The sequence below is a fragment of the Brevibacillus brevis genome, from assembly GCF_001039275.2.
GTDB classification, from domain to species: Bacteria; Bacillota; Bacilli; order Brevibacillales; family Brevibacillaceae; genus Brevibacillus; species Brevibacillus brevis_C.
In genome coordinates, this window is sequence record NZ_CP030117.1 from 5,960,037 (window position 1) to 5,986,006 (window position 25,970).

The following is a 25,970-nucleotide window of genomic DNA, read 5'->3' on the forward strand; positions in this document are numbered from 1 at the left end:
TTCTACCCTTCATCGCTCTTGTGTGGCAACCGCCGCCTCTGCTTTGGCATCAGCCAGCAAGTATCTCATGGTAGCAGCAATCCCGATCGCCGCAAGCAACAGCAGACCCGCCAACACCAAGTACCCAACTCCTGCCCCCGTGTAATCAATCATAGCCGTAAACAAACCGATCAGGACCAAACGCATCATCATGCCGATTGAGTTGAAAAAGCTCATAACACGCCCCATCTGATGCTTCGGCACAACTGTCATATAGAGCGATTGCCGAATCAAGCGCACAGAAGCGTTACTCCACCCGTAAAACGTGTACGCTGCAATCAGCGCCCAGCCATACGGCAAAGCAATCATGACGACAATCGCAATCGCGAACAACAACGTATTGCCGATCATGGCTGCCAACTGCCCCATCTTGCGCACGACGATCGCAACGAGTAAACCTGCTGCCACGGCCCCCATTGCATACGTGACCTCTCCTAGCGAATAAACCGAGACACCCTCCTGCAACGTTTGGCTTATGTAAACCGGCTTTAATAGGTTCGTCGCCATAACAGCAATGAAGGGCATGAGTGCAGATATGCCAAACAGCAGGAAACCTTTCTTTTGCCGAATGTACCGCCAGCTTTCCATCAACTGCATCGTCCACGCGACACCCTGGTTTTGCTTCGCCTCTTTTTCCAGCGTGAAGGTATACGTCATGGTAGACAGCAAGGTAAAGGCGAACAAGTAGGTAATCGCATTAAAGATGATGACCACATGCAGCCCGTAGGAGCTAAGTAAAATCCCCGCAAATGCGCCAGCAAGAACGGATGCCGTCTGCCCTTCGATCTCAAGCAGACTATTGATGCTGTTGTAATGCTTGGGCTCAAACGTCTCCTGAACCAGTGCGGACTGCGTCGGGTAATGAATCTGATACATAAAAGTCGTCGTCAAATAGATCACAATCAGCATCCACTCAGTGTACTCTCCAAAAAAGCCCCAGATCGCGAGCATGCCAAGTACGCCAAATCCGATCAAATTTTCGATTAGAAGCATTTTTTTGCGGGAATACCGATCGATGAGCGTCCCGATATATGGCCCAATGAAAAACATCAGTACCGCAGAAGTAAACATGGTGGAGCCCAAAAGTTGAGCAGAGCCTGTCGTTTCCACGAGGAACCAGGCAATCCCGATCATCGTCATGCCTTGCCCAAACCCGGAGAACAGATTGGAAAAGAACAGCTTTCGAAATGGTGCGTAGGCAAATACTTCTCTCATGTAGACAACTCCTTTGTAAGAAAACCTCCATCGACTCTTAAATCATCTCACTATTATGATTGTACTGACAATTTTATACTTTGTAAACTAAAATGTTTATTAATTGAATTGAACGTTTCCCACCAATAAGAAAAGCCCCCGGTTCTTTCGCAAAACCGGAGGCTTATTTACTCAGATATCTTATTTTACAAAGCTCAAGAGCAGCTCGCGAACGATTTTGGACGCCGCGATTTGCGTCATTTCACTGTGGTCATACACAGGAGCAACCTCCACCAGGTCACAACCGATGACATTCGCACCGTTGTTTGCCATGAAGTGAATGGTATCAAGCAGCTCACGAGACGTGATGCCGCCTGCTTCTGTTGTACCTGTTCCTGGAGCGTGCGCAGGGTCCAATACATCGATGTCAATCGACAGGTAGATCGGACGGTTGCCGATGGTAGGCAGCACTTGCTTCACTGGCTCCAGTACATCGTATTTGTACAGATGCATATTTTCTTTTGCCCACTCAAACTCGTCTTTCATCCCGCTGCGGATTCCGAAAGAGTATACATTTTTACCGCCGATCAGGTTGCATACCTTTTTGATCGGGGTGGAGTGGGAGTATTCGTATCCCTCGTAGTTGTCACGCAGGTCCGTATGCGCGTCAAAGTGGAATACGACCATATCCTTGTACTTTTCATAAACCGCTTGGAATACTGGCCAGGAAACCAAGTGCTCTCCGCCCAGACCCAATGGGAATTTGCCATCTGCCAATACTTTTGCCACGAATGTACGGATCGCATCCAGGCTACCTTCCACGTTTCCAAAAGGAAGAGGAATATCGCCAGCATCAAAGTATTTGATGTCTTCCAACAGCCTGTCCAAGTACGGGCTGTACTCTTCCAGACCGATAGAAACCTCACGAATACGGGAAGGGCCAAAACGAGAACCCGGACGGAAGCTCACTGTCCAGTCCATCGGCATACCGTAAATAACGGCTTGGCTTTCCTCGTAATTCCCGTGACTACGGATAAAGACATTTCCAGAGTATGCTTCGTCAAAACGCATAGGTGTAGTTCTCCCCCGATTAGTCGCGGGTCAGCTCAGCCACAAAGTTAGGCAGTTTGAAAGCAGCGTGGTGAACTTCCGCATTGTAGTATTTGGTGCCCAAATCTTTGATTTTCGCTGGATCTACTTCCAACGGATCGTGTTGCTTCGAAGCGATGGTGAAGCTCCACAGTCCGGATGGATAAGTAGGAATGCTGCACGTGTAGAGACGAGTAACCGGGAAGATCGATTTCAGGTCTTTGAACACGCGCTTGATCAGTTCACGGTTGAACCAAGGAGATTCTGTTTGAGCAACCATGATACCATCTGGTTTCAAAGCATCGTGAATGCCTTGGTAGAAACCTTTTTCGAACAGACCTACAGCAGGTCCTACTGGCTCTGTAGAGTCAACCATGATCACATCGTACTCACCTTTGTGGTCATGAATATGTTTGATACCATCAATTACTTGTACATCTACACGCGGATTGCCTGTCAATGCACTCGCAATCTCAGGGAAATATTTTTTGCAAGACTCAATGACGCCACCGTCGATTTCAGCCAGAACTGCTTTTTCTACAGACGCGTGCTTTACGATTTCACGAATAGCACCGCCATCGCCGCCGCCTACAACCAGAACCTTTTTCGGGTTTGGATGCGTATTCAACGCGATATGAGAAATCATTTCATGGTAGACAAACTCATCGACATCGGTAGTCATAACCATGCCGTCGAGCACTAACATGCGACCAAACTGCTTCGTATTAATTACGTCGATTTGTTGAAACTCGGATTTCTCACTGTATAGGGTTTCTGTAATTTTCGTTGTTATCCCGTGATTTTCCGTCTGTTTTTCGGTGTACCACAATTCCATGTTCATGGCTATGTAACCTCCTTCAATTAACCGCATGAAAATACAATATAACAAGAAAATTATAGTAGCTGTCTTCCAAATTGCAAGATATTTTTCTAGCAAGGAAAGTTTAACCAGCTTGCAAGCGACACATACTACTAGTAACGTAGTATGTCCTATTTTATTGATTCAACCGCAGAAAGGAGGAGAGGCACACATGGAAGTCATTCGCGAAGCCCCATTGCTGCGCTATTTGCGTTGGGCTAAGAAATTCGTAAAATTTACCATTCTCAGCCTATTATGTTTCTCTTTTGCCATCTTGCTACTCATTTTGTACTTACGCTCACAACCACTCCCGGAAACGTTTGTGAAGCAAACCACGACAATTTACGCTTCCAATGGAGAGGTTTTGGATACGATGCACCGTGGTGAGAACCGGATTTCTGTGCCACTTGCAGAGATTTCACCCGCATTGCTTGATGCGACTATCGCTATCGAGGACCGTTCGTTCCGCGAGCATTTTGGCTTTGATTGGAAACGGTTGGCCATGGCCGCTTATGTCGATGTCATTAACATGGACATGCGTCAAGGTGCCAGCACCATCACCCAACAATTGGCAAGAAATCTGTATCTCAGCTTGGACAAGACATGGGAACGAAAAATCAAAGAAGCCTTGCTTTCGATTCAGCTTGAACTGAATTACAGCAAGGATGAAATATTAGAAATGTACGTGAATCAGATTTATTATGGTCATTCAGCTTATGGCGTACAAGCTGCTGCCCAAACCTATTTTGGCAAGGACGCCAAAGATTTGACGGTTGCAGAGAGCGCCATGCTGGCAGGCATCCCTAAGGGTCCAACTTATTATTCACCATTTGTCGATTTGGAACGAGCCAAAGCCAGACAAAAGCTCATTTTGAATGCCATGGAACGCGACAATCTACTGACATCGAAGGAAGTAGAGCAAGCCTACGCAGAACCAATCAAGCTAAAACAGCGAACAAACGAGAATGTCACTGAGCCAGCTCCTTATTTCCGCGATTACATCGCCAATTTGGTAAAAAACAAATATGGCATTGACGAAGAAAAATTTATTCATGGCGGTCTAAAAATCCATACGACCCTTGATCCAGTCGTACAAAAAAAGGCCGAGGATATTGTCGCCTCTGTCTTACCGAAGAATAATCCGAATTTGCAGGTAGCACTTGTCGCTATGGACCCTGCTACCGGCTATATCAAAGCGATGGTAGGTGGACGTGACTACAAGGTGAGTCAGTTCAACCGCGTACTTGGCAAGAGGCAGCCCGGTTCCTCCTTCAAGCCGATCATGTATTTGTCAGCCTTGCAAAACGGCTATACACCGCTCACTTTGATGAAAAGCGAACCAACCGTTTTTACCTACGATAACAATAAGCAGTACATCCCTGGCAATTTTGGTGGAAAATATGCAAACGCACTGATCAACATGCGTGAAGCAATCAAAACTTCCGACAACATTTATGCTGTCAAGACCATTGATTTTCTCAGTCCGCAAAAAGTAGTTGAACAGGCAAAGCAATTAGGTATCACCAGCTCGATGCAAGCAGTTCCCTCTCTGGCACTGGGAACTTCACCCGTCTCTCCCTTGGAGTTAAACGCAGCTTATGCAGCCATCGTCAACAAGGGACAAGCAGTGAAGCCCATTGCCATTACATCCATCGAGGATAGCGAGGGTAACATTTTGGTTGAAGAAAAACCAGAAAAAACACAGGTAGCCGATCCTGTCGCATCTGCCCTCTTAGTGAATATGATGCAAAGTGTATTTGAACAAGGGGGTACGGGATATCGCGTTGCTGGTGAAATGAACCGACCTGTAGCGGGGAAAACAGGATCTACGGATTATGACGCTTGGCTGAGTGGGTTCACTCCGCAGTTGGTGTCAACCGTATGGGTAGGTTACGACAAAAACCAAAAGGTCGATGATGTAAAGGAAGGCTATCTGTCCAAAAAAATCTGGGCCCAGTTCATGGAAAGTGCGCTCAAAGGTCAGCCCCCTGCACTCTTTGACATGCCTGCTGGTGTTGTTTCTGTCTATATCGATCCCGCTTCTGGAAAACTGGCGACCGAGCATTGTCCGAATCCACAGCTCTTTTATTTCGCCAGCGGAACAGAGCCTCAAGATTACTGCACGGATCACATCCCGAAAAATGAGACACCGACACCTTTAAAGCCGCCAGATTCTTCGACCTTCTGGCAGCGTATGGGCAGTTGGTGGAAACCAAATCAATAAAGAAAAAAAGGACGTTCCTCTTCAGCGAGTACGTCCTTTTTGGTATGACTATTAACCTTGCGTGCTCTGATTGTCCCCGCCGCCCACGACTCCATCTCCATCGGCAAAAACATGGTCGTTGACGATCGTAATCAGACCTGCATGATCAAGCTGTTCCAATACTTCAAACAAGCTGTCCCTTTTTCCGGCAGGGAGCTTGCGTACAAAGTTGTTTATCTCGGTCGGAGTCACGTGTGTGCGGAAATGGACGCCACCGTGCTTCACAAAATGATCATGCGATTGTTCATTACCACGGAGATCTTCTCCCAATGGGTACCGCCCCTTCCGTCAAACAGTTTGGTTCAATCCTCATTAGTGTTCCGCGATATCCCAAAAACTATGATCAACAAAAGAAATTATATACACAAACAGGGAAAGAGTGACGGCTCTCTCCCTGTTTGTTGACCTAGTGTACATGTACACAGATATGGAAATAAGTTTACCTGACTTCAATTGTGTGAACAATTGATTTCACGATTTGTTCACAGACCGTTCACGATTTCCAACTTTAGGACAAATTTTGCTTTAATTCCTCAGTGGAATTCTCATACATATCCGCGTTATTTTCAATCAAAAGCTTTTTCAGTGCGGCTTTTTCCTTCTCAGATAGATCGGACAGCATAATACGTCTCTTCATGGAGTAATCCATGCGATTTACGTGATCCGCCAAAATTTTGAAACCCCGACGAGCTTCCCTATCGATTTCCATATAGCAAGCGGTTGCTCCTGCATAATAAGGACCAGCTTCATTGCGATCGACGGTTACCCAAACGAGCCAATATGGCTTTCCATTTGGTACTTCTTCTTTATTCGTCGTCCATTTGATGCCCTTTTCTACAGAACTTTTGGCATGCAAGGCACCCATGTCAATGTACGCTTCGTCCCCATCGATAATGACCGAGGACACAGCATTCAGGTCGAGTACACCTTGACCAAAACCACCGTGTACATCGGTTTTTCCACTCATGATGGTAAAACCGCCTTTTTTATTATCAAAAATATCCATTTGAATAACCTCCAGACAATCATTCTCCTTCCTTTTATTCTACTCGAAAAACGTGCTGTGACGCAATTTGCCTATGTGCCCAGTTATTTATCTGTGGGCTTTTGGGTGTTTTGTTTGTTGTTTACGAGCTGGATGAGTTTTTCGATGCCCCACATGATCAGGATCGTTACGATGGCTGTATGGACCGCCATGGCAACCTTCATGACAAACAGTTCACCTAGCATCGTGTCAGAGGGAACAATAAACAAGTAGTACACAAAGCTGATAAAAAGAACACTTAGAAAGATCAACCAGCCTCGAAAGCCTAGCGTGAAGCGAATGAAAGCGGCGATGAGCAAACCGATCAAAGGTCCCGCAAACATCAATGAAAATACGAATGGACCGAGTATGAACCAGACAATCCAATTATCATCCATTGTCTTACACCCTTTGTTTTTGGTGACTACTGAACATTGGGATCCGTAGATTCTTCTACCTCTGCCAGTCCACGCTCATCGAGCACGTAATGTCTGCCTGTTTCTTTGTAACGCTCCGAATCATCTGACGAGAAACGCTTGATCAGAAAGCGCGCTGACGCTTCTCCCTCTACTGCTACAGGAGGCTGGAATTCCAGGTCTTCACCATCTCGAACATGGATGACAACGATGCGATCATGATATTCAATAGACAGGTCTTCCCGTACTTCTTTTTTATTGGCGTCGAGTGTAAAGGTCTCTCCGGATTTGTTTATCGTTACTTCAGGAAAGCTTTTGTCATCTTGTGCAATGATGTAATACAGGTAGTCAGCATTTTGGTCCGGAGCATTGCGTAATCCTGATTGTAATTCCTCATCTCCCTGTAGCAATCGCGTTACTTGGTCGATGACTTCTGGTATGGTCGGCAGCTTGGCGTGCTCGCCTTTCATGTAGTATCGTTTTTTCATATCCTTCTGGGCGTAATTGGCACTCATATACGGAACGGTACCGTCCCCAACGCCAGGATCGAGAATCGGGGACCATTCGTCATAAAAAGAATCATAAAAGTAGCCGAGCAGTGTTACTTGACCTGTACCTACGATGGAATACTGTGGAACATTGATCGTTTTGTTATCCCACTTTTCATGCATCTTGCCGCCATGCCTGACAAGCGGCGCATAGTCGAGGCGAATATTTTTGTCCTTTAAAAATTCGTCGTAGGTGTAGTACTGAATATTACTCTTTTTCAGGAAGCCAACCGTTTCAAAGTATTTTCTAGATGGTAGCAGCTCGTAGACGGCAGGTGCATAAGAGGAAATCACTTTCCCTGTTTCCTCATCCAGCCAAGGGATCGAAAAATTGTATCCGTGCTTAAGAGCCTGATATGCCCGTGGAGAGCCAAGGAAGGGTGTGCCCATATACACGACACGATTCACTTTACGCTGGTAGGACACATTGGATAGAAGTGTTTCTTTTACCAAGAGCCCACCCATGCTATGTGCCACCAAATGCACCTGATTTGCCCCACTTGCCTTCAGTGCAGCGTCGATTTCTTCTTTTAGAAGTTTGGCATTTTTGGTGCTGCTGTACCGCCAATCGTACGGCAGTGCAAACAAGGTACGGTGCTTTTTGTATCCCGCCTTCTCCAGTTCCTTTACCATGCTGTAATACTGTTCGGTAAGTTCTTTTAAAAACGGTGCATAGGAAAGATACTCGATGGCGTAAAAATCGTCTTTTTCCGGGTGGATCGTCACATCACGGACGACTGGCTGTACATCTACACTATTTGGCTTGATTGGCTCCAGAGAAAGTAGCCTGCGGTGTTTGGGATCATTAATACCAATGAGACTATCGCCAAGTCCCAACCATATTTCTGATCTCTTTCCATTCTGCTCTACTTCGAGTCGCGATCCACCTACTCCCGGGATTAAGATAACTGGGATCGTTCTGTCTCCTATATAAAGACTGTACGAGTTAGCGGTAAATCCCGAGCGTTTGCTGGCCATGACCTTGACTTTGTAGGTTCCAGGATAGGCATTGAAAATAATATGTTCATCCGAGTTCTTCGCTTTCTCGGATCTGGCGACTACTTTTCCAGCCTCGTCGAGCAGAAATACATCCATATCCATTCCAGTAGGGATATCCTTGAGAGAGACCTCCACAGTGGAGGAGAGCGTAAAGGATAAGCTGTAAAAATCCACATCCGTCTTTGAATGAAGATTTCCTACGATATTTCGGTTATACGCATCCAGCTCGTAGGCTGCTTCCATTGTGTCATTCGGCTCGTATTCATCTGCCTTGCCTCCTCCTTGATCCGGGGAAAAATCAGCTCGAAGGCGGTAGTAGTAATCTTTCGAATACGAGCCCCGCTTTCCAACGACCTTGATGTAGTACCATTTGTCTTTTTCCAGTGCCAGTCCCTCGATTAGCTCAGGCTCATTTCCATGCTGCTCTGAACGAGCGAGCTCCTGCTCCTCCTCATCGTACACATACAAATCGTAATCTTCGTTTGCCCGAATATCTGTGAGGGATATATTCATCTGACCATTTGTTGTTCCTCTGATTTTCCAAAAATCCACATCATCTTTACTGCTAATCTTTCCATGGCTGTCCTTTCCGTCAAATAGCCAGTCCGATTTGCTGCCCAAGGTGTCATTCGGTTCTACCTCAAAGCGAGCTTCTCTATTGCGCAGTTCTGCTTCTCCTGGCTTATTCTCGCCTGAAAAATGCCCATAAAATTCCTCTGCCAGCCGCGAAAGCTCTTCGTCGGTGGCATCCTGTTCTTGCTCTGCCTCTTCTGATGGAGCTTCGTTTTGGTCTTCGATCTCTCGTTCGATCAACTCTAGCGGTTCTTCCTGATCGGCAGCCATTTCATTCCAGGGCGCCTTTTTGATTTTTATTTTATCTACAGTCGGCTCGATGTGTTCAGGCAACGATAGCTCCCAGCTACGTAAGGCCTCTTCTGAATCATCGATGAACATCGTTATCTGGATAGGACTATCATCCATAGGCATTACAGCGAGGGAAATCTGAGACTCCTCGTGAAAAGAACGAGTCTTGCTGTCGCTGTCCTGTTTAACAGACAGCTCGACTTTATCCGGAGTACCCGATAATTGTGCCTGAAAACGCACCTCTCCCTCGTCGATCCATGCCCATACCTCCTCTACGAATATCTCCCGTTCTTTTGCCCAGCCCTGTTCCACTGTATTTCCCAAGCATAAAGTGAATAGGAGAAGTACACATAGCAACCGCCGCGTGATTATTCCCACAAAAATCCCCCTCATCCTTTTTCTAGCTTTACAGTAGAAAAAGACAGAGAGGGGGTGCAAATATTTTTACTGAGTCGTATGGTTGCGGATTCCTTGTCGTTCCCATGCATTTGCAATGATACGGAAGGGTAGTTGATAATCCTTTAGCTCGTGCCCTTGCCCGGAGGCTTTATTTTGATAGGGGAAGCCCTTGTTCACGTCAAAACGAAAGGAAACGGAGTAATAGACTGCGTAGCTCGTATCCTTTTGGAAGCCATGCTGTTTATCCCCCATCAAAGGCGTATCTACTCCCACTTCACGAGTTCCTAGCTTGGAAGCGGAATAGGAGGGGCCTCTCCAGTGCTTGGGAGACACTTGTTGCAAGGCTAGCAACGACTGTAACGGCGTTTGGCGCAAGCCAGTTTCCGAAATCCACGCTCGCGCAGATGTCACGACAGGAAGCTGGTTGCTCACAGGATGGCGGTGTCGATCCTTCAGCTCCACTTGGGTCAAGATGCGCTCCCCCGCGTAGTAATCGTTTGGCTGGCTGTTTGGATACCGATCTCTGGCATGATACGCTTCCCATTCGGCTGTATGTCGAATCGAGCCTGTTGCATTCGGCTCAAATACTTCAAAGGAGCGCTCTCCCCCTTTGACCGTAATGGTATAGCGTCCTGCCATTGTTTTGGATATGTTCTGTGGTTCACACACCACTTCATCTTCGTCGTTCGTCGTGCAGCTCTCGTAGGACAGTTCAAAATCGACCTGATAATCCATCACGATGACAAAGCCGTTGATTTCTGCTTTGTACTTTTGGGATTGGAGTACTTGGCGCCAAGTCGTCTGTGTGGGGACCGTGGTTCCTGTGTACACGACCTCTGTGCCTGTAGATGCACTGCTTACCTGCCATTGCATTGGCGCTCCAGGGCCTGTCAGCTTCAGATCAAGCTGCGATGGCGTATAGACTGCCATGCTCTTGGCATCTGAAATCCACCCGGGATTCGCAGTGACGGTTACGTTTTTAATATCGTCCCCGCTGACTGAACTTTCCAATTGCGCCTTGAATTCCGTGATTTTCTGATTGATCTCCTGCTCTGTTTTTTGGAAGCCTTCGTTTATTTTCGACTGATCAATGACCACGTGAATCCTAGCAGGTTCACGTTCCCACACGCCATCTGCATGTAGCGGCAGTTTTTGTAGCTGTCGACCATCACTGTCATAAATCTCTAAGCCAATTTCACCGCCATCAAAATCGTCTCCACCCCCAGGCGGCTCGGGAACTTCCCCACCAATGATTTTCACTGGCCAAGTCGCACGATTGTCCGTCCAGATCGTTTCATTTTCCGGCATGGATTTCGCAGGGTTGATATGGGCGATGAAATCCTCAGATTTTTGCGGATACTTCGTCGGAACCGTTATTTTACGCACCTCTCCCGGCTTAAATTCCTTCACATCCAAGCTGGTTTCCTTCACCGAGCTAGCCCAACGAACAGCCAATTTCGTATCATGCGTTAATTTCCCGGCATTCTTCACGTTGAATGTAATCGTCGCATCGGTTCCTGCGGCTTGAGGGCTCTTCGGATTAATTTGAAAGCTCGATTTCACAATAAGCAAATTCTCTCCATCCGGCTTTGGAGTGCCTTTTCCGATTTGTACAAAATAATGTCCGTCACAGCCATCACTTTGGGGTGAATAAAATTGCACCTTGTACAGACCTTCTAGAAGAAGATCGTTCCCATCTTTCGGAAAATATACCCAATGTCCATTTGTGGAGGTGTTAGATCCATCCAGTTCTTTACCATTTCGCTTTCTTTCCCAGTTTCCTGTGGCCGGATTGAACCACCTCATCGAAAAGCGACTATCCTCGGACAAAAACATGTGAAAACGATACCCGTCTGGAATTTCATCTGCTGCTATTTCAATCGTTTCTCCACGTTTAATTTCTTTGCTCCACTTTTGGTTTTTCAGATCAATTTCTACAGACACCAAAATATCCCGGCATTTTTGGTCAGATTCAATGGTGAATCGTACTTCACCCGTGCAGCCAGTCTCGGACTCGAACAGCAGTACAATTTCATCACCAACATCCACAGTACCTGGCAACATGAGCCTGAATTGCTCGTCCGCTGCAAGCTTGTCGGTTAACGTTGTTTTTCCTTCGGGAGTCTTCAAATACCAAGTACCAGATACCTTCGAGGAAAACGATAGATTGGTATCGTAGTGATCTCCGAGATCAGTAAAGTATTTGAAATACACCGGGTCTGTCAGTGTATATCCTGAACTGGCTGATCCATTCATCAGTTCGCCTTCCGGGGAAAATGGCAGCGGCGGCTCGCTATGTACCAAGAATTTAACCTTTTTTTGGTCCGCTATTGTGCAGGAGGCATCTTTTACTACGATCGTGATTTCCCAATTGCAGTCAGGCCGATCCTTCCACTGTGTCCCATCGAGGTTAAGCTTCAGTTTGTACGTTTTTCCTTGCTCAAACTGAACATCATACGGGTCATGAATATTCCCGTACGGAAGTTTTAAGGTAGGGGAATGATAGGATCGCCATCTGCCATTGTCACTTTCCTCGACTGGTAAGATATAGATTTTTCCATTTGGAAGTGTCACATCCCACTTGAGCGATGCTTCCTCGCTATCTCCGTATTTGGTTGTGTATTTGGCTCGGAACGTTAGCGTGTCAAACGGCATAATCTCAATCGTTTCACCGTTTCTCACCGCAGATGCCGACAGTGTAACGATGGGGCACGAGTCTTCGCCGTCTGGCGACTTGACTCTCAAATATTTCTCCCAGCATTCTGTTCCATCATCACTGATGTAGACGACTTTTATCCTTCCAGAGCTCCCGATGCTTCCTGTCCCGACCTTCCTGTTGCCATTCGCCCCAGGCTTCATGTCATACCCATTCATGGTGAACTTCCCCGATTTATTGGCATAGAGAGTGATTTCGGCATTTTTTTCGACAGCAATATCTGAGCCACCGCTTGCAACAGCATTGTGGTCTTTCATATCCTTGTCGCCAACGACTTGAATGTCCAGTTTGGTTTTTGTCGATCCGATCGAACAGGCTGGACCTGGGTCAGGCTTTTCGGGATCGGGTTTTTCCGGTGGGGTTACATCACCTACTGTGAATTGTGCTGTGTAAGGTGTGGAAACATTTATGCTGCTCGATCCTTGGCGACTTCTTTGATGCAGATCAGTGATCGTTAGCGATACTTCATACACACCTGGCTCGGTAGGCTTATATTCGGTATTTTTATAGGCCCACTTGTAGCCTGGGGGACTGCTTGTCTCGTATACCGTGGGGATAGCCGTGCTTGGATCGTTGAATTTTTGATTAGATAAGATGCTCTTGTATCCACGCCCTGTTGTCTTGTTGATCACATTTAAAGACCATACAAAAATGCCGCGGTCATAGTAAGAAAAGTCCGTGGCATTTGCATGGATCTCAACGGTTTCGTTGAGGTTGTATTTGGTTTTGTTGGTGGTTATGCTACCGCTGGGTTGTGGGGTTGTGCGGAAGTGGCCTACTGAGATGTATCCGCCCTTGCCGTCTGGGACGAGGTTGTCTCCTTTGGTGTAGCCTGCGCCGCCTGAGGCGGAGGCTAGTTCTGCGAGGTTGTAGGCTTGGTACTCTTCGAAATCTCTTATAGTACTACTAGAAACAGTTTTACTATAAACATTAGCAGTTCCACCCAAGATATAATTTGGATTTCCGCCGAACCGTTTGATCCAGTAGTTCGTTTCACTTTCGTCTACGAAGTACCATCCTCTATCTGCTTTTTTGTTGATATCAGCGAATCCTAATACCCTATTTCCATCAATGACCCTATCTACTTCAATTTGTGATACTGTTGCACCGAGTTCTCCATCTATTCCCGAAATCGCAAGAATGTCAAAATGATTTTTCGGTGCAAGCTCTTTCTGTGAATCTACAGTAGCAACACCAATGCCGTGGTAGTTTGGTGTTGCACCTGCAAAATTTGAATAAATAGTAAGTAGCCCGCTTATGAGACAAAAGGAGAGCACAGAAAAAATTAATTTCCTGTGCCTTATTATAAGTTTTATCATTATTTTGTACCCTTCGCTTTATAAAATTTCCGTGTATTATCAACTCGCTCAAAAGTAGGTAATTTGTGATACATAAAAGCACCAGCATCGGTTGAGTCGTTATTATTTATGATTACTAAAGACATATAGTCTGCGCCGTTTATTAAAATACTGAAGGATTCATTATTTAAAAAACCTTCTTTAACGTTTTGTTTTGAGACAAACATCGCCCTTATCATAAAATCACTATCACCCTTAGGCACCTTCCCACTAATCTTCCCATTCACAACCTTCAAGCTCTTATGAAACTCATCCGCATACTTCGCCCCTTGCTCAAGCTGCCACTTATCCTTCCACAAATATCGCAAAATCTCCGCCGCTTCGCCTCGCGTCACAGGCAAATCCTCACGAAATTTAGGCTGACCACTAGGTGCAGGCTTCATCCATCCCCACGTGATAAGCGCCCCAGTATTGGTTAAATTCGGATTCTTTTCACCCCGAATCGGCTTCCATGCAGCATACACCAGCGCTGCCGTTTCTTCCTTCGTCAACAGTCTGTTCGGCTCTATCTTCACCCCCGCCAAAATCCCCGCCTTCTGCGCCTTCTCATAGCTCATCTTCGCCCAGTGCCCTGCCGGGAGCTGTGATACGGGTGCCACCTCCTTCAATCCGCGAATGGCTACTAAACTCGCGATAAACTGTCCCTGCGTGATTTGACTATTCGGATAGAAGTTTCCTTTGCTATCCAGCCATAAGTATTTCTTCTGTACACCGAAATCAATAGCTGCCTTTGCTGTATGTGAAGCGTAATCCTTCGCTGACGCTTTCGCTTGAACGGTAGGACTGTCAGCAACTCCAGTAAACCCTGCCACTGTGAGTACAGATGCTAGTAGGTACGACATCATTGCACGTTTGTTCATGGAATGACCCCCTCTTTACCGGATATTTTACCTATATTATCCATTTTCGGAAAGAGTCTGATTGAGGTTCCTTTGCAAAAAGCTTCGCAACGTATTCTCGGATACCGCCCCTTCCAACTTATCGACAACCTTACCTTTTTCGACGACAAAAACAGTGGGGGTTGCCTCTGCCCCGAGTCGCGACGCTTCATCCAGCTCTTTCTGCTTATGGATATCCAGTCGTTGGATCATTTCCGGTGGATAAGCCTTCACAGCTCTCTCGAATGTCGGGCCGAACTCCGTGCAATATCCGCAGCTATCACTATAGACGTACACCACTCTTACTTCATGGGCACTGGCTGTACCCCACGCACTTATACCGACGGCAAGCATAACAACACCGAACGCGATCCACAGCCACCATTGCTTGCTTCTCCTCACGTCCATCTCCCTTTCGCTAATCAAAATGTTTCATAACCTATGCACTTGTCAAAGAACGATGCCCGTATTATGCGGCTCCGAGCTGAGACAAAAAAAGCCAGCCCCATTGGACTGGCTGACATGTATAAAAAAAAGACGTACCACAACTCTTGCAAGTTCGTACGCCGTGCTTGTCCTCGTATGATGTTCCCTATTACATAAGTGCAGTGTCGCCGTCTTCCTTCATCAGCGCACGCAGTTCTTCAATAAATGCCTGCCCTTTTTGAATCTCTTCCTCTGTGTAGCGCTGCTTGCTTTTAAACGTAAAGATTTTGCCCTTCATTTCCTCATAAGGCAGGTGGTTGAAATACAGAATCGTAGAAACCAGCTCGAGAAAACGGGAATTCTCCTCGTTCATACGCAAAATCGCACGTTCTCCACTACCGAAGTCAACCTCATGAAACTTGAGAAAATCATGACCGGTTTCGTTCAAAGAGTAACGATACATATGAATGGCACCTTTACTCTCCATTTGCTCATCCAGAAGCCCCATGTTGCACAGCTCATCTACTCTAAGTGTCAGCTCTTCCGAATATGGTCCGTACATGTGAAACTCGTAGCGCTCATCGAAATCCATCTCCAGATGTTTTCCTATGTACACCATCTTTTGCAATTTTTTTCGCCCGCTCACTTCGCCGACTATCTCAATCAGGCGTATGATCTTGGCGTGACGATTAAGCATCCTCCATCACTCCCAGACGTTCTCGAATCTTACGGGAGAGATCCCCCGGCAAAGCCATGACTTTATCCAATGGAAAGTACAGCTTGTAATCAAAGCGCCGCTTTCCGCTAATGGCCTGTACAATTTCTGACTTCTGTGACAGCTCGACCAGTTCACCTGAAGGCATTTGGAGCATAATCGGAATGCGCTCCTCTTCTTCTCCGGCACGGTAAAAATCATACGGAAGATCGGAGGTCGTGTCTACCTCCAAATAATACATCGGATCAATTCCGGCAGATTGAAATAGTTCTTTCAGCTCAGACAGCAAGCGGAAATCCCTCGGATTATATTCGACGTATTTAAAGAGATTCCTGTCCAAAAAACGGGCGCATAAATCTTTCAACACAGGGTCTTGCTCCCTGCGCCAGAGCTGCATATAGAAAAGAATAATGGACTCATCAAGCGCCAAATAGTCAGCGAGCTCTACCTTTTCCTGCAAGAAAGGCAGCAGCATGACAGGCTCCTGCATGAACGGATAGCCTTGGGAGAACAAGAGTTTCGCCCGTTGAAAAATTTTGCACAAGATGACTTCGGCACTTCGTGTCACGGGATGGAAATAGACCTGCCAATACATTTGATAGCGAGACATGATGTAGTCTTCGACAGCATGCATCCCGCTGAATTTAAAGACAATGCCATCCTCCTGCGGCCGCATGACACGCAAGATTCTCTCAATCTCGAAATTGCCGTAATTGACGCCCGTATAATAAGCATCACGCAGCAAGTAATCCATCCGATCAGCATCGAGCTGGCTGGAAATGAGGCTTACGATCAGTTTATTGTCATATGTCTTATTAATCACTTCTGCCAATTTCTTCGGGAAGCTATCATCAAACCGACGAAGAATTCGGTTGATTTGCGTATCTCCAAGCAAAATGGCACGCGTCCAATCCTCGTGGTGATACTTGAACACCTTTTCAAACGAATGGGAAAACGGACCGTGGCCCACATCGTGGAGCAAAGCCGCACATAGACACAGCAGCTTTTCCTCGTACGTCAACTGAATACGGCCTTCGAACGTCTCCAAAATTCTGCGCATCAGTTCATACACGCCAAGCGAGTGGTTAAAACGGCTATGCTCTCCACCGTGAAACGTAAAAAAGCTGGTGCCCAGTTGCTTGACTCTGCGCAGACGCTGGAATTCTGCCGAGTTGATCAAATCCCAAATGAATTTGTCCCGCACGTGGACGTAGCGGTGAACAGGGTCTTTGAATACCTTTTCTTCATGAAGAAGCTGGGGCTGTTGCATCCTGGACACTCCCTTCCTGTACTGCTTTTTATCTATTACTGACAGTGAATTTTGATTCTATCATATCATACGACAGAGTAGAGAGAAAAAAGTAACAGCGACGAACCTCCTAAAAGGTCGTCGCCGCTCTCAAACCTACAACATGTCTGCCTCAGGCCCATACAAATCCGGGCGCTTCGCGGCTTTTTTCGCCAGCCTTTTGATCTTGTGCTGCGTCAGAACCATATAGAAGGACGGCACGACGATCAAGGTCAAAAGTGTCGAGAACGCCAAACCGGAAATAATAGTGACTGCAAGCGGTTTGAACAAAACGTCACCCGAAATAGCTAACGGCATCATCCCCGCAATCGCTGTAAGCGAGGTCAAAAGAATAGGCCGCAGTCGTGCCTCACACGCAGAAATAACCGCCTGCTTCAGCTCCATGCCTGTATGGCGTGCCTCCTCGATGAACTCGATCAAAACGATCCCGTTACGCACCACGATGCCCGCCAAAGCAATAATCCCCATCATTGTCATAAAGCCAAGTGGTGTCTGGGTCACGAACAAGCCGATCAAGCTCCCCGATACAGCGAGGTAAATCGTACTGGTAACCAGTACAGGAATGGTCAAGGAATAGAATTGCATCGCGATCAAAATCAGGATCAGGAAAACGACAAGAATCGAGAGTTTGCCCATGTCGATAAAAATATCAGTCTGCTCGGAAGTCTCGCCGCCAATCTCATAGCGGTATCCTTCAGGCAAGGACATGCTATCGAGCATCGGCTTAATCTCTGCCATTACTTCTGTCGCCGTTCTACCTTTCAGATCACTGGTAACCGTCACGCTCCGCGACAAATCGCGATGTGGGATCGTCTGTGTACTAAAAGTTGGTTTTACTTCCGCAAGCTGTGACAACGGAATCAGCTCTCCACGCGCATTGGCGATGCTGAGCCGCTGGAACAGCAATGCAGGGTCTTCCTCACCTTTTTGCAAGAACAGCTTCATATCTATCAGGTCTGAGCCCGTATCAAACTCGCTGACGGTAATGCCTTCGCTCACGAGACGCAATGTCGTGGACAAGTCGGTGTAGTTGACGAGCTTTTGCTCCATCAGCTCTTTATTGACGACAAATTCCAAGGTGTAGCGTTCTACCCCGAAATCGTCTTGCACATTGTACGTTCCCTCTAATCCGGCAACCTTTTCTTTTGCTTGTGCAGAAAGAGAGCGCAGCGTCTCAATATTCTCTCCATAAAAACGAATCACGACTGGTTTTCCAACCGGTGGACCTGCCTCCAGCTGCTTCGTCAAGATACTCGCTTCCGGATACAGCTTTTTAAATTCCTCCGTCCACGGTTCCAGCATGTTCTCGAGATGGGTCTCTTTTTCACTATAACGAACCACTAGCTGTCCGACGGTAATGCCGCTTCCGGCAGCTGTATCTCCACCGAACATTTTTGGTGCACTGCCTCCCGCGTACGCAGATACCGCCTCGATGCCAGGCTGCTTCAACACCCAATCTGCCGTCCCGCGCACCACTCGGTCTGTTTCTTCCAGACTGTTGCCCACGGGGAGACGAATATCGATGAGAAACTGCGGGCGATCATCGTTCGGGAACAATTCCACCGGAGTGAGCGGTATCAACCCATATGCTGCCGTTCCAATCAATACGCCAATCATTCCTGCCAAAAGCGGTCGCTTCAAAATTTTCGGCATGAACTTGCTGGCATACCATTTGGTTAGCTGCAACAATTGTTTCCCCAAAAGTCCAGCGGGCTTGCGATACCCTTCTACGCCAGCCTTTCTACGTTGCTCATACCATTGGCGAAAGATCGGGATGATCGTCAGCGACATGATCATCGACGCCAGCATTGTCATCGAAATAATGACAGGAACCGGACGAATGAACTGCCCGACGTTGCCGCTCAAAAACATCAAGGGCGCAAACGATGCAATCGTAGCCAGCGTAGCAGTCGTGATCGATATTGATACTTCCTTGGCGCCGTTAACCGCCGCAGCCATCGGTTTTTCGCCCAGGACAGACAGTCGCCGCTCGATATTGTCATTAACCACCACGGCGTCATCGACCAAGATCCCGAGTACAATGATCAACGAAACGATCGAGATCATGTTGAGTGAAATACCCAGGGATGGCAGGAACATCAGCCCCACTGCCAAGGAAATCGGAATCGCCATCGCTACTACCAACGATGTGATCAGGTTCAATCCGAGTGCACACACCACCAAAACTGCGATGATGGCAATCATCATTTCCCGGGTCAGGTCGCTAAAAAGCTCATCCACGCGTTCATTTTGACTATAAATCGAGTGTCTCTCGGCCCCTGCCGGAAGTGTTTTATCCAGAGTCACCATCATCTCGTCTACGCGCTTCTGCAAGGACGGCACATCACTTCCTGTCTCTGCATTGACGCTGATCGTAATCGAAGGCTTCCCATTGAAATACGAAGTTGTTTTCACCGTCTCCGTCGTCATTTTGACCGAGCCAATGTCCTTCAGATAGATCGGGAAGCCCTCTTTTGAACGGGAGATAATGACTTTGTTCAGCTCTTCGACATCTGTATTTTCCGCCAGCTTGAGCTGGTAGGTCCGTTTTTCTGTGGTCAGGTCGCCAAGCGGGATTTTTTCATTTTCCTTTTTGACAGCCATCATCACCTGACTCCACGTGATCCCGTACTGACTCAGCTTTTGCGTATCAACCTCGATGTGGACTTCCTGCTCCGGTAGACCTTCCACCAGTACATCCGCTACGTTCGGAATCGTGCGCAACTGTTCTTTCCACGATTTCAGCATGGTACGCATGCTGTACAATTCCTCACGCGTGTCAGCGGTAACCGAAAACGATTGGACAAACGTACGGTTCAAATCATCATTGATGATCGGTTGTTTCGCATCGGCTGGCAGATCAGCCTCTGCGTCCTTTACCTTCTTTCGCAATTCATCCCATTTTTGCTTTGGATCTACATCACTCTTTGCTTCCACCATGATAAAAGAGACTCCGAGGGAAGAGGAGGAGGATATATAGTTAAGTCCCTGCAATTCATTGATTTTTTCTTCCAGCTTTTTCGTAACAGCCTGCTCGACCTTTTCCGGCGAAGCACCAGGATAAACCGTCGTGATCGTCGCCATGTTCACGATAATATCCGGCATCTCTTGCTTAGGCAGTTGAAAAAAGCTGAGGGAGCCTACAAGTACAATCATGCTGAAAAACAGGAGCGTGATTTTACGCTTTTGTACGATGTACTTGATCACGGTTGTGTACCTCCTGCCGCCTCGATTGGGTCACCGTCAAACAAACGGTCCACCCCTTTGACGATCAGTTGGTCTCCTTCTTTTAATCCGTTCTTGATCTCGAGCTTATCACTTACAATCTGCCCGATAACTACGCTTGTTTTGACAGCCTTGCCGCCTGCATTGACGAAGACATGCGCGTCATCTTTTCCTCTGCTGATGACTGCTTCTACTGGTACGTAGACACCTTCCTGCCCCGTTACCGTTTTGGTCGCTTTCACCACCTGACCAGCAAACCAGTCACGAGCTTGGTTGGCGATTTGGACCTCTACACCAATCGTTCCGGTATTTTGGTTCGTGGCAGGAAATATTTTTGTCACTTTGCCATCCCGTTTTTGTCCATAAAGGTCAAGGGATACCGTCTCGCCTACTTTCCATGCAGAAATCTCACGGTCAGGAACGGGCAATACGACTTTTAAAGTGTCGATGTTGCCGACTTGATAGACAGGGGTACCTGAACCGACCAAATTGCCCGCAGACGAGAGCTTGGCGATGATCGTCCCGTTAATCGGCGACCGAAGCTGCGTTTTGGCCAGTGTATTGGCTGCTACTTCTTTGGCGATAATCGTCTGATTGTACACAGCTTGCGTCAACTGTTTGTCTTCCGCACGAGCCCCTTGAGTAACCAGTGAATAAGACTGCTGTGCGTTTTGCAAATCCTTTTGCGCAATCGTCAGTCCATTTTGTGCACTTTCATACTCGCTTTTGGAAATGGCGTTTTGCTGGTAGAGCTTTTCAATCCGGTTGAAATCATCCTGCATTTTTTGCAGTCCTACTGTTGCCTTCTCCACAAGCAAACGCGCCTGCGTGACTTCTTGCTCTCTCGCGCCATTGTTTACCTTGCTAAGATTTGCCGCACTCTGCTGCACGGCAGCGCTGGACGAAGCAACCTGGAGCGAGTAATCTGTCGCGTTTACACGGGCAAGCACATCTCCCGTTTTGACCGTGTCTCCTTCTTTTCGGTTCATCTCCACGATACGACCGCCTACTTCAAAAGAGACGAGTGCTTCCTCCAAAGGAGCCAGCGTACCAGACAACTCTGTGACGGTAACAGCCTGCTCCTTCTTCACTTGTGCTACAGCGACATGCTTCACTTCCTTCTGAGGTGCCGAAGCAGGTTGTTGCTCGCTGCAAGCCGTCGTAGCCAAAAGTCCGATCATCATTACAGATACAAGCCATCTTCTCTTCATGACTTCCTCCGCCCCTATGTAGCTATGCTGTTTTATTTGAGTCCTCTGATGCCTTGTAGCAAGATTTCAGAAGCATTTTCAAAAAGCTCTTCTTCTACCATTTCGATATCGAGATTGACCCGATACTTCGCCATGAAGGCATAGAAGAAAGTGGAGACGAACATAAGAGCTGCCGTGAACGAATCTGCCTTTGGTAAATGCCCTTGCTCCTGAAATGCCAGGAGCTTGTTGGACAATACCTCGACTGCGGTCATCGGCAGGCTACTGAACATCTGCACGACCTCCGGGTGGTTATCCGCTTCAATCATGCAGATCATGAAAATTTCTTTGCGCTCGACCAATAAGCCGTAATACGTACGTGCGTAGCTGACCAGCATTTCCTTGAGATCAGAAAACTCGCCTTGCAACCCTTGCTCCAACTGCTCTCGGACATCCATGATTTCTTTCAGGAGCTCTGTCAAGATGCCTACCTTGTTCTTGAAGTGACGAAATACCGTTACCTCATTCACCCCTGCAAGCTCAGAAATCTTGCGTGTAGTCGCTCCCTTGTATCCCTTTTGTGCCATTAGCTGACGTGCGGCCGATAAAATTCGCTCACGGGTTTCCTGTTCCTCTTCGCCTCTCCCCCCCAGCTTTGTTTCTATATCTGGGTGATCCATAACGCACCTCCGTGCCAAGCAAGCAATTACTTGCATTTTCATATTTTTCCAAACCCATTATATAAAGGGACTGCATGCATGTAAATACTTGCATGCAGTTTGAGATGTTCATTTTTCATTTTTTCAGGGCTTAACGCTTTGTCAGAGTCTTAATCTGTGAGCTCGGGTCTTGCTTACATTCTGTGCTGTATTCGACCAAGTCAATTTCGCAGTCGGGGCCAATCTCGATCTTGTTGCCGCGAACGACCCTGGCCTTTGTGTTTTCCAAATAGATTTCGTCACCTTCAATCGTCTCTACGGACAAGGTATTGTTAAGAAAATGCTTCAACAGCTTGCCCAAGGTGCTATTCCCAGTGCGACGCACCTCGATGTGCTCTCCGCCCATTTCTTTTGCCTCACAACTGCCATGCAGAAGGACCTCGATTCGCCCTGCATTCAGAAGCCCCCCGATACTAAACGCACCGTTTGCCCGGAACACTTCCGCTTCGCAATCCCCTGCGGTTTTCAATGACCCGAGAACCTTTACGTCCTCGCCTGCCATATTGCCCTGTACTTTGACGTTGCCACCTACTTTTAGACTCGTAAAATTCAAATCGTCCGCAACATCAAGCTGACCATAGACGGACAACGTTTCCATTTTCACTTTGCCTTTAATCGACGCGTTGCCCTCTACTCTTGCCGAAGATCCAGTGAGATCTCCCGAGATACTGACATGTCCCGCACAATGAAGCGACTCGCACTCTACGTTGCCATTGATCTTGCCGTAACCTTGCACATCTACTTTGTTGTATACGCCACCCGTAGCATTCACTGCACCATGAAAGATCAAATCTGGCTTGTTATTGTTCTCGTTCTGCATGATATGGTCTCCCCCTACAAATATTTTCCTTTTAATTCCTCGATGCAATTGGCTAGATCGAGTCGCTTCACTACCTTTACACCGCTATCAAAATACAGTTCGGTAGAGCCAGGCACCAACACGAACGTAGAAATCCCCATCTTGCGCATAAAGATCAGCTCACAAGGCTTCCCTTCGAATTTGGGATAGTGGCTAGCCAGTACCTGCAGCAATCCGCCGCCTTCTTCTACACTTAAGTCTCCAGCTGCCAAAAGCTTTTCCAAGACATAGGCGTATAAGGCCTGCTGGAAGGTAAAGGTCCGTAAGCTCCCGAGAAAAACGTTAAACACTTCTAAAGAAGTAGTCGAAACAATGTTTCGTGCCAATAATTCATCTGCGGTCAATGATGTTCCACTCATACTTGGTGAAAACATGTCCGCCAATTCATCCAGCGACAGGTCGTCTTTCATGTTCAGAATCTTGTCGATTCGAGCTAAAATCTGTTCACGTGGGAAAAAGGTTTCTTGCCCTGTAAAAGTCGCTCGGCGAATGAACCACTCCTCTGGAATCAAATTCTTTCGTTTCCATCGGTACAATTGTCCGTACGAAATGCCAGTAAGCTCCAACAGGTCCTTCTTCGAGATATGATTTGTGTCCAAGGGAAGCACCTCCAAAAACAATGTAACATAACACTGTTACGTTATTCAACTACAGACTGTTTGACACCTGGATGGCTGTCACAAAATCCCCTTAGCTGGATCAAATAAGTGATTTGAATACAGAAAGGAAGCATGACATATGAAAAAACAAACACTTGCGGTGACAAGTATGATTGCCTTGCTGTTATCCGTTGCATCTCCATTTACAAACACACAAGCGCCAGCATATGCAGCTAGTCAGGCACCAGCAGTAAAGCCAAAAATGAAAACCCTTGCTCAGTTAAACAAAAATGTCGTAGAAGCGGCGAAACAAGCGATGCAAAATCAGGCTGGCGGCGTGCCGATTGAACTGGACGAGATTATCGGAGAAACGGCAGATTGCTGGGTGATTGCGGCCAAAAACAACAGAGGTGAGGTGCTCGTTACCAAGCAGGAGGGAAAGGTTGTATCCGTATCCGTGAAATTAAAATGGAGCGAAGTGGCTGCTGATTTGCAAAATACAGCTACGAGCACGTTGAAAGGAATGGATAATCAGCATGCCTTTACGATTGATTGGGTAGAACGGATCAACTGGGAAAAACAAAACATTTGGCTGTTCAAAGGGCAACATGCATCGGTCAGCATTGACGCTGCCACCGGGAAGGTCAATTCTGCGAAATTGCATTATACAAACGAGCAAATAAACCCCAAAGTGACCGATACAGCGCAAAAGGCGCTGAAGTCTCTTTCCAGCGGTAAAGCATCGGCGCTGCTCCCTGAGGTAACACTCGTGAAAGAATCGAAAGAACGCTTGGATCAAGTATGGGCTTTCATGGATACCGAAGGGAAATACAGTATCGTCATAGGGGCGAAAACAGGGAAAGTGGTGGCAGCTACCCTGATCAGCGAGTTCATAAATGAGAACTATACCGCGGACGAAGATATTCCCAAGGTATTTGCCAAACCATTCTTTACAAAAGAAACGGCGATTGCTGCTGCCAACCCGATGATGAAAAAGGTTTTCAACCTCGATCTGACTGGATACAATGTTTCGTCCAAATATAACGTATATACGTTTACGAAAAAGGGGAAACCGACTGTTACGGCATCGATCAACAAAAAAGGAATCTTCTATGATTTCGCCGTTACGCCGGAAAATGGCTTGATTAACTAGGGAAACTGGACGTTGGCCGGACACAATCTCTTACCAAATACACAAATGAAACCACCTATTAAAGGTGGTTTCAGCTTGTTGCCCGTTCTTATGAAAACTCCGCTTGCATCAAGCGTTTCATATCAGATGGTATCGGTGCCTCGACTACAATCTCTTTTTCGAGAAGCGGATGCAAAAAGGACAACTTCGAAGCGTGCAAAGCCTGTCGGCGTAACAAGCCTCTCGCTCCCCCGTACATCGTATCGCCAGCAAGCGGGTGTCCAATATGGGCAAAGTGAACGCGAATCTGATGGGTACGACCCGTTTCCAGCCAGACGCGAGCGAGCGTCATTCCCTCAGAGGTCTGTTGTACTTCGTAATGCGTGATGGCAGGATCGCCACTCTCCACGACACGGCGCTTCGTCGGATGACGCGCATCTCGGCCGATTGGCGCATCAATCGTTCCAGCTCCCTCTGACAGCACACCACTGGCAACCGCAAGATACTCGCGATGAATGCCCCCTTCGCGCAGCAGCCTGTCAGCCAATTGATGACCATAGCTGCTTTTGGCTACGAGAATAGCTCCTGATGTATCTTTATCCAGCCGATGCACAGGATGCACGCTCGTCTGCTCACCCCGTGCCGTCAGTAAGGCAGCAAGTGCATGTACCAATGTGTCGGTCTCCTGTTTAATCGGGTGCACCATCATGCCTGCCGGTTTGTTGGCAATCAAGAGATGATCGTCTTCGTACAAAATGTCGATGGAGGGTATTGGTGTGATCGGTCCCGCGGGCTTCGTATCATGCTGGGGCTGCCTAGGCGCTTGCTCTTGTCTCTCGATAACACGAACAGCGATTGTATCTCCTACTTTTACTTGTCTTTGCAGGAAGGGCTGCTTGCGATTGAGCAAAATCCCCTTGCTTCTTGTCAGCCGCTGCATCATCCGACCCGACACGTTGAGCTTTTGCCGGACGATTTGTTCCACGTTCATTCCCGTGTCTTGTTCACTGACGATGTATTCGATCCAATCTTTGCGGCTCACGTCTAATCCCTCTGTTCCATGCTTTTTTCTTATTGTAGCAAAAGGATGCCAGAGATGCTCGTCTCTCCTGCTCTAAAGACGGTTGTCCTCCAACTGTGGTGGTCGGGG

General features: G+C 47.3%; 20 protein-coding genes. 2 read left to right on the forward strand and 18 right to left on the reverse strand.

What is annotated here, in order from left to right; genetic code table 11:
• Positions 1–9 precede the first annotated feature (9 nt).
• From AB432_RS28315 to speE, 3 genes are all read right to left on the reverse strand, one after another.
• Positions 10–1,254, reverse strand: coding sequence for an MFS transporter (locus AB432_RS28315; protein WP_048035130.1), 1,245 nt, complete (start codon positions 1,252–1,254; stop codon positions 10–12).
• A 180-nt stretch (positions 1,255–1,434) separates the two neighbouring features.
• Positions 1,435–2,304, reverse strand: coding sequence for an agmatinase (speB, locus tag AB432_RS28320; RefSeq protein ID WP_048035131.1), 870 nt, complete (start codon positions 2,302–2,304; stop codon positions 1,435–1,437).
• 19 nt (positions 2,305–2,323) lie between these two features.
• Positions 2,324–3,157, reverse strand: a complete 834-nt coding sequence (gene speE / locus AB432_RS28325; RefSeq protein ID WP_026043396.1) for a polyamine aminopropyltransferase — start codon at positions 3,155–3,157, stop codon at positions 2,324–2,326.
• A 196-nt stretch (positions 3,158–3,353) separates the two neighbouring features.
• Here speE and AB432_RS28330 point away from each other — a divergent pair, with 196 nt between their 5' ends.
• On the forward strand, positions 3,354–5,405 hold the full coding sequence (locus tag AB432_RS28330) for a transglycosylase domain-containing protein (RefSeq protein WP_048035132.1): 2,052 nt from the start codon (positions 3,354–3,356) through the stop codon (positions 5,403–5,405).
• A 51-nt stretch (positions 5,406–5,456) separates the two neighbouring features.
• Here AB432_RS28330 and AB432_RS28335 read toward each other — a convergent pair whose 3' ends face one another.
• The 14 genes from AB432_RS28335 to AB432_RS28400 form a co-directional block, all read right to left on the reverse strand.
• Positions 5,457–5,714 (reverse strand): hypothetical protein, encoded by a 258-nt coding sequence (locus AB432_RS28335; RefSeq protein ID WP_048035133.1) that lies wholly within the window; start codon positions 5,712–5,714, stop codon positions 5,457–5,459.
• Positions 5,715–5,952: 238 nt separating this feature from the next.
• Positions 5,953–6,450, reverse strand: coding sequence for a YwhD family protein (locus tag AB432_RS28340; RefSeq protein WP_048035134.1), 498 nt, complete (start codon positions 6,448–6,450; stop codon positions 5,953–5,955).
• Between the two features lie 83 nt (positions 6,451–6,533).
• Positions 6,534–6,866 carry a hypothetical protein gene (locus AB432_RS28345; protein ID WP_048035135.1) on the reverse strand — a complete coding sequence of 111 codons (333 nt, stop codon included), beginning with the start codon at positions 6,864–6,866 and terminating at the stop codon, positions 6,534–6,536.
• A gap of 26 nt (positions 6,867–6,892) precedes the next feature.
• Positions 6,893–9,619: a lipase/acyltransferase domain-containing protein gene (locus tag AB432_RS28350; RefSeq protein WP_235617569.1), complete on the reverse strand. Its 2,727-nt coding sequence runs from the start codon at positions 9,617–9,619 to the stop codon at positions 6,893–6,895.
• 120 nt (positions 9,620–9,739) lie between these two features.
• On the reverse strand, positions 9,740–13,687 hold the full coding sequence (locus tag AB432_RS28355) for an ABC transporter permease (RefSeq protein ID WP_235617570.1): 3,948 nt from the start codon (positions 13,685–13,687) through the stop codon (positions 9,740–9,742).
• A 41-nt stretch (positions 13,688–13,728) separates the two neighbouring features.
• Positions 13,729–14,628: an S-layer homology domain-containing protein gene (locus AB432_RS28360; protein WP_048035138.1), complete on the reverse strand. Its 900-nt coding sequence runs from the start codon at positions 14,626–14,628 to the stop codon at positions 13,729–13,731.
• 36 nt (positions 14,629–14,664) lie between these two features.
• A complete protein-coding gene (locus tag AB432_RS28365) occupies positions 14,665–15,054 on the reverse strand; it encodes a thioredoxin family protein (protein WP_053079646.1) in 390 nt (129 codons plus the stop codon).
• A 187-nt stretch (positions 15,055–15,241) separates the two neighbouring features.
• The gene (locus tag AB432_RS28370) at positions 15,242–15,769 is read right to left on the reverse strand and encodes a YwgA family protein (protein ID WP_048035140.1); all 528 of its coding nucleotides are present in this window, start codon (positions 15,767–15,769) and stop codon (positions 15,242–15,244) included.
• Positions 15,762–17,057: an HD domain-containing protein gene (locus tag AB432_RS28375; RefSeq protein WP_007724798.1), complete on the reverse strand. Its 1,296-nt coding sequence runs from the start codon at positions 17,055–17,057 to the stop codon at positions 15,762–15,764. Before AB432_RS28375 ends, AB432_RS28370 begins: the two co-directional genes overlap by 8 nt.
• Positions 17,058–17,192: 135 nt before the next feature.
• Positions 17,193–20,303 carry an efflux RND transporter permease subunit gene (locus tag AB432_RS28380; RefSeq protein WP_048035141.1) on the reverse strand — a complete coding sequence of 1,037 codons (3,111 nt, stop codon included), beginning with the start codon at positions 20,301–20,303 and terminating at the stop codon, positions 17,193–17,195.
• Positions 20,300–21,532: an efflux RND transporter periplasmic adaptor subunit gene (locus AB432_RS28385; RefSeq protein WP_048035142.1), complete on the reverse strand. Its 1,233-nt coding sequence runs from the start codon at positions 21,530–21,532 to the stop codon at positions 20,300–20,302. The genes AB432_RS28380 and AB432_RS28385 overlap by 4 nt, the downstream gene beginning before the upstream one ends.
• Before the next feature lie 32 nt (positions 21,533–21,564).
• Positions 21,565–22,191, reverse strand: a complete 627-nt coding sequence (locus tag AB432_RS28390) for a TetR/AcrR family transcriptional regulator (protein ID WP_048035143.1) — start codon at positions 22,189–22,191, stop codon at positions 21,565–21,567.
• 130 nt (positions 22,192–22,321) lie between these two features.
• Positions 22,322–23,050 (reverse strand): polymer-forming cytoskeletal protein, encoded by a 729-nt coding sequence (locus AB432_RS28395; RefSeq protein WP_048035144.1) that lies wholly within the window; start codon positions 23,048–23,050, stop codon positions 22,322–22,324.
• Positions 23,051–23,064: 14 nt separating this feature from the next.
• Entirely contained in the window at positions 23,065–23,688 is a 624-nt protein-coding gene (locus AB432_RS28400; protein ID WP_048035145.1) for a YhbD family protein, read from the reverse strand.
• Between the two features lie 139 nt (positions 23,689–23,827).
• On the opposite strand from AB432_RS28400, the gene AB432_RS28405 reads away from it, so the two are divergent.
• The gene (locus tag AB432_RS28405) at positions 23,828–24,841 is read left to right on the forward strand and encodes a hypothetical protein (RefSeq protein WP_048035146.1); all 1,014 of its coding nucleotides are present in this window, start codon (positions 23,828–23,830) and stop codon (positions 24,839–24,841) included.
• 88 nt (positions 24,842–24,929) lie between these two features.
• Here AB432_RS28405 and AB432_RS28410 read toward each other — a convergent pair whose 3' ends face one another.
• Positions 24,930–25,862 carry an RluA family pseudouridine synthase gene (locus AB432_RS28410; RefSeq protein ID WP_048035147.1) on the reverse strand — a complete coding sequence of 311 codons (933 nt, stop codon included), beginning with the start codon at positions 25,860–25,862 and terminating at the stop codon, positions 24,930–24,932.
• Positions 25,863–25,970: the final 108 nt, after the last annotated feature.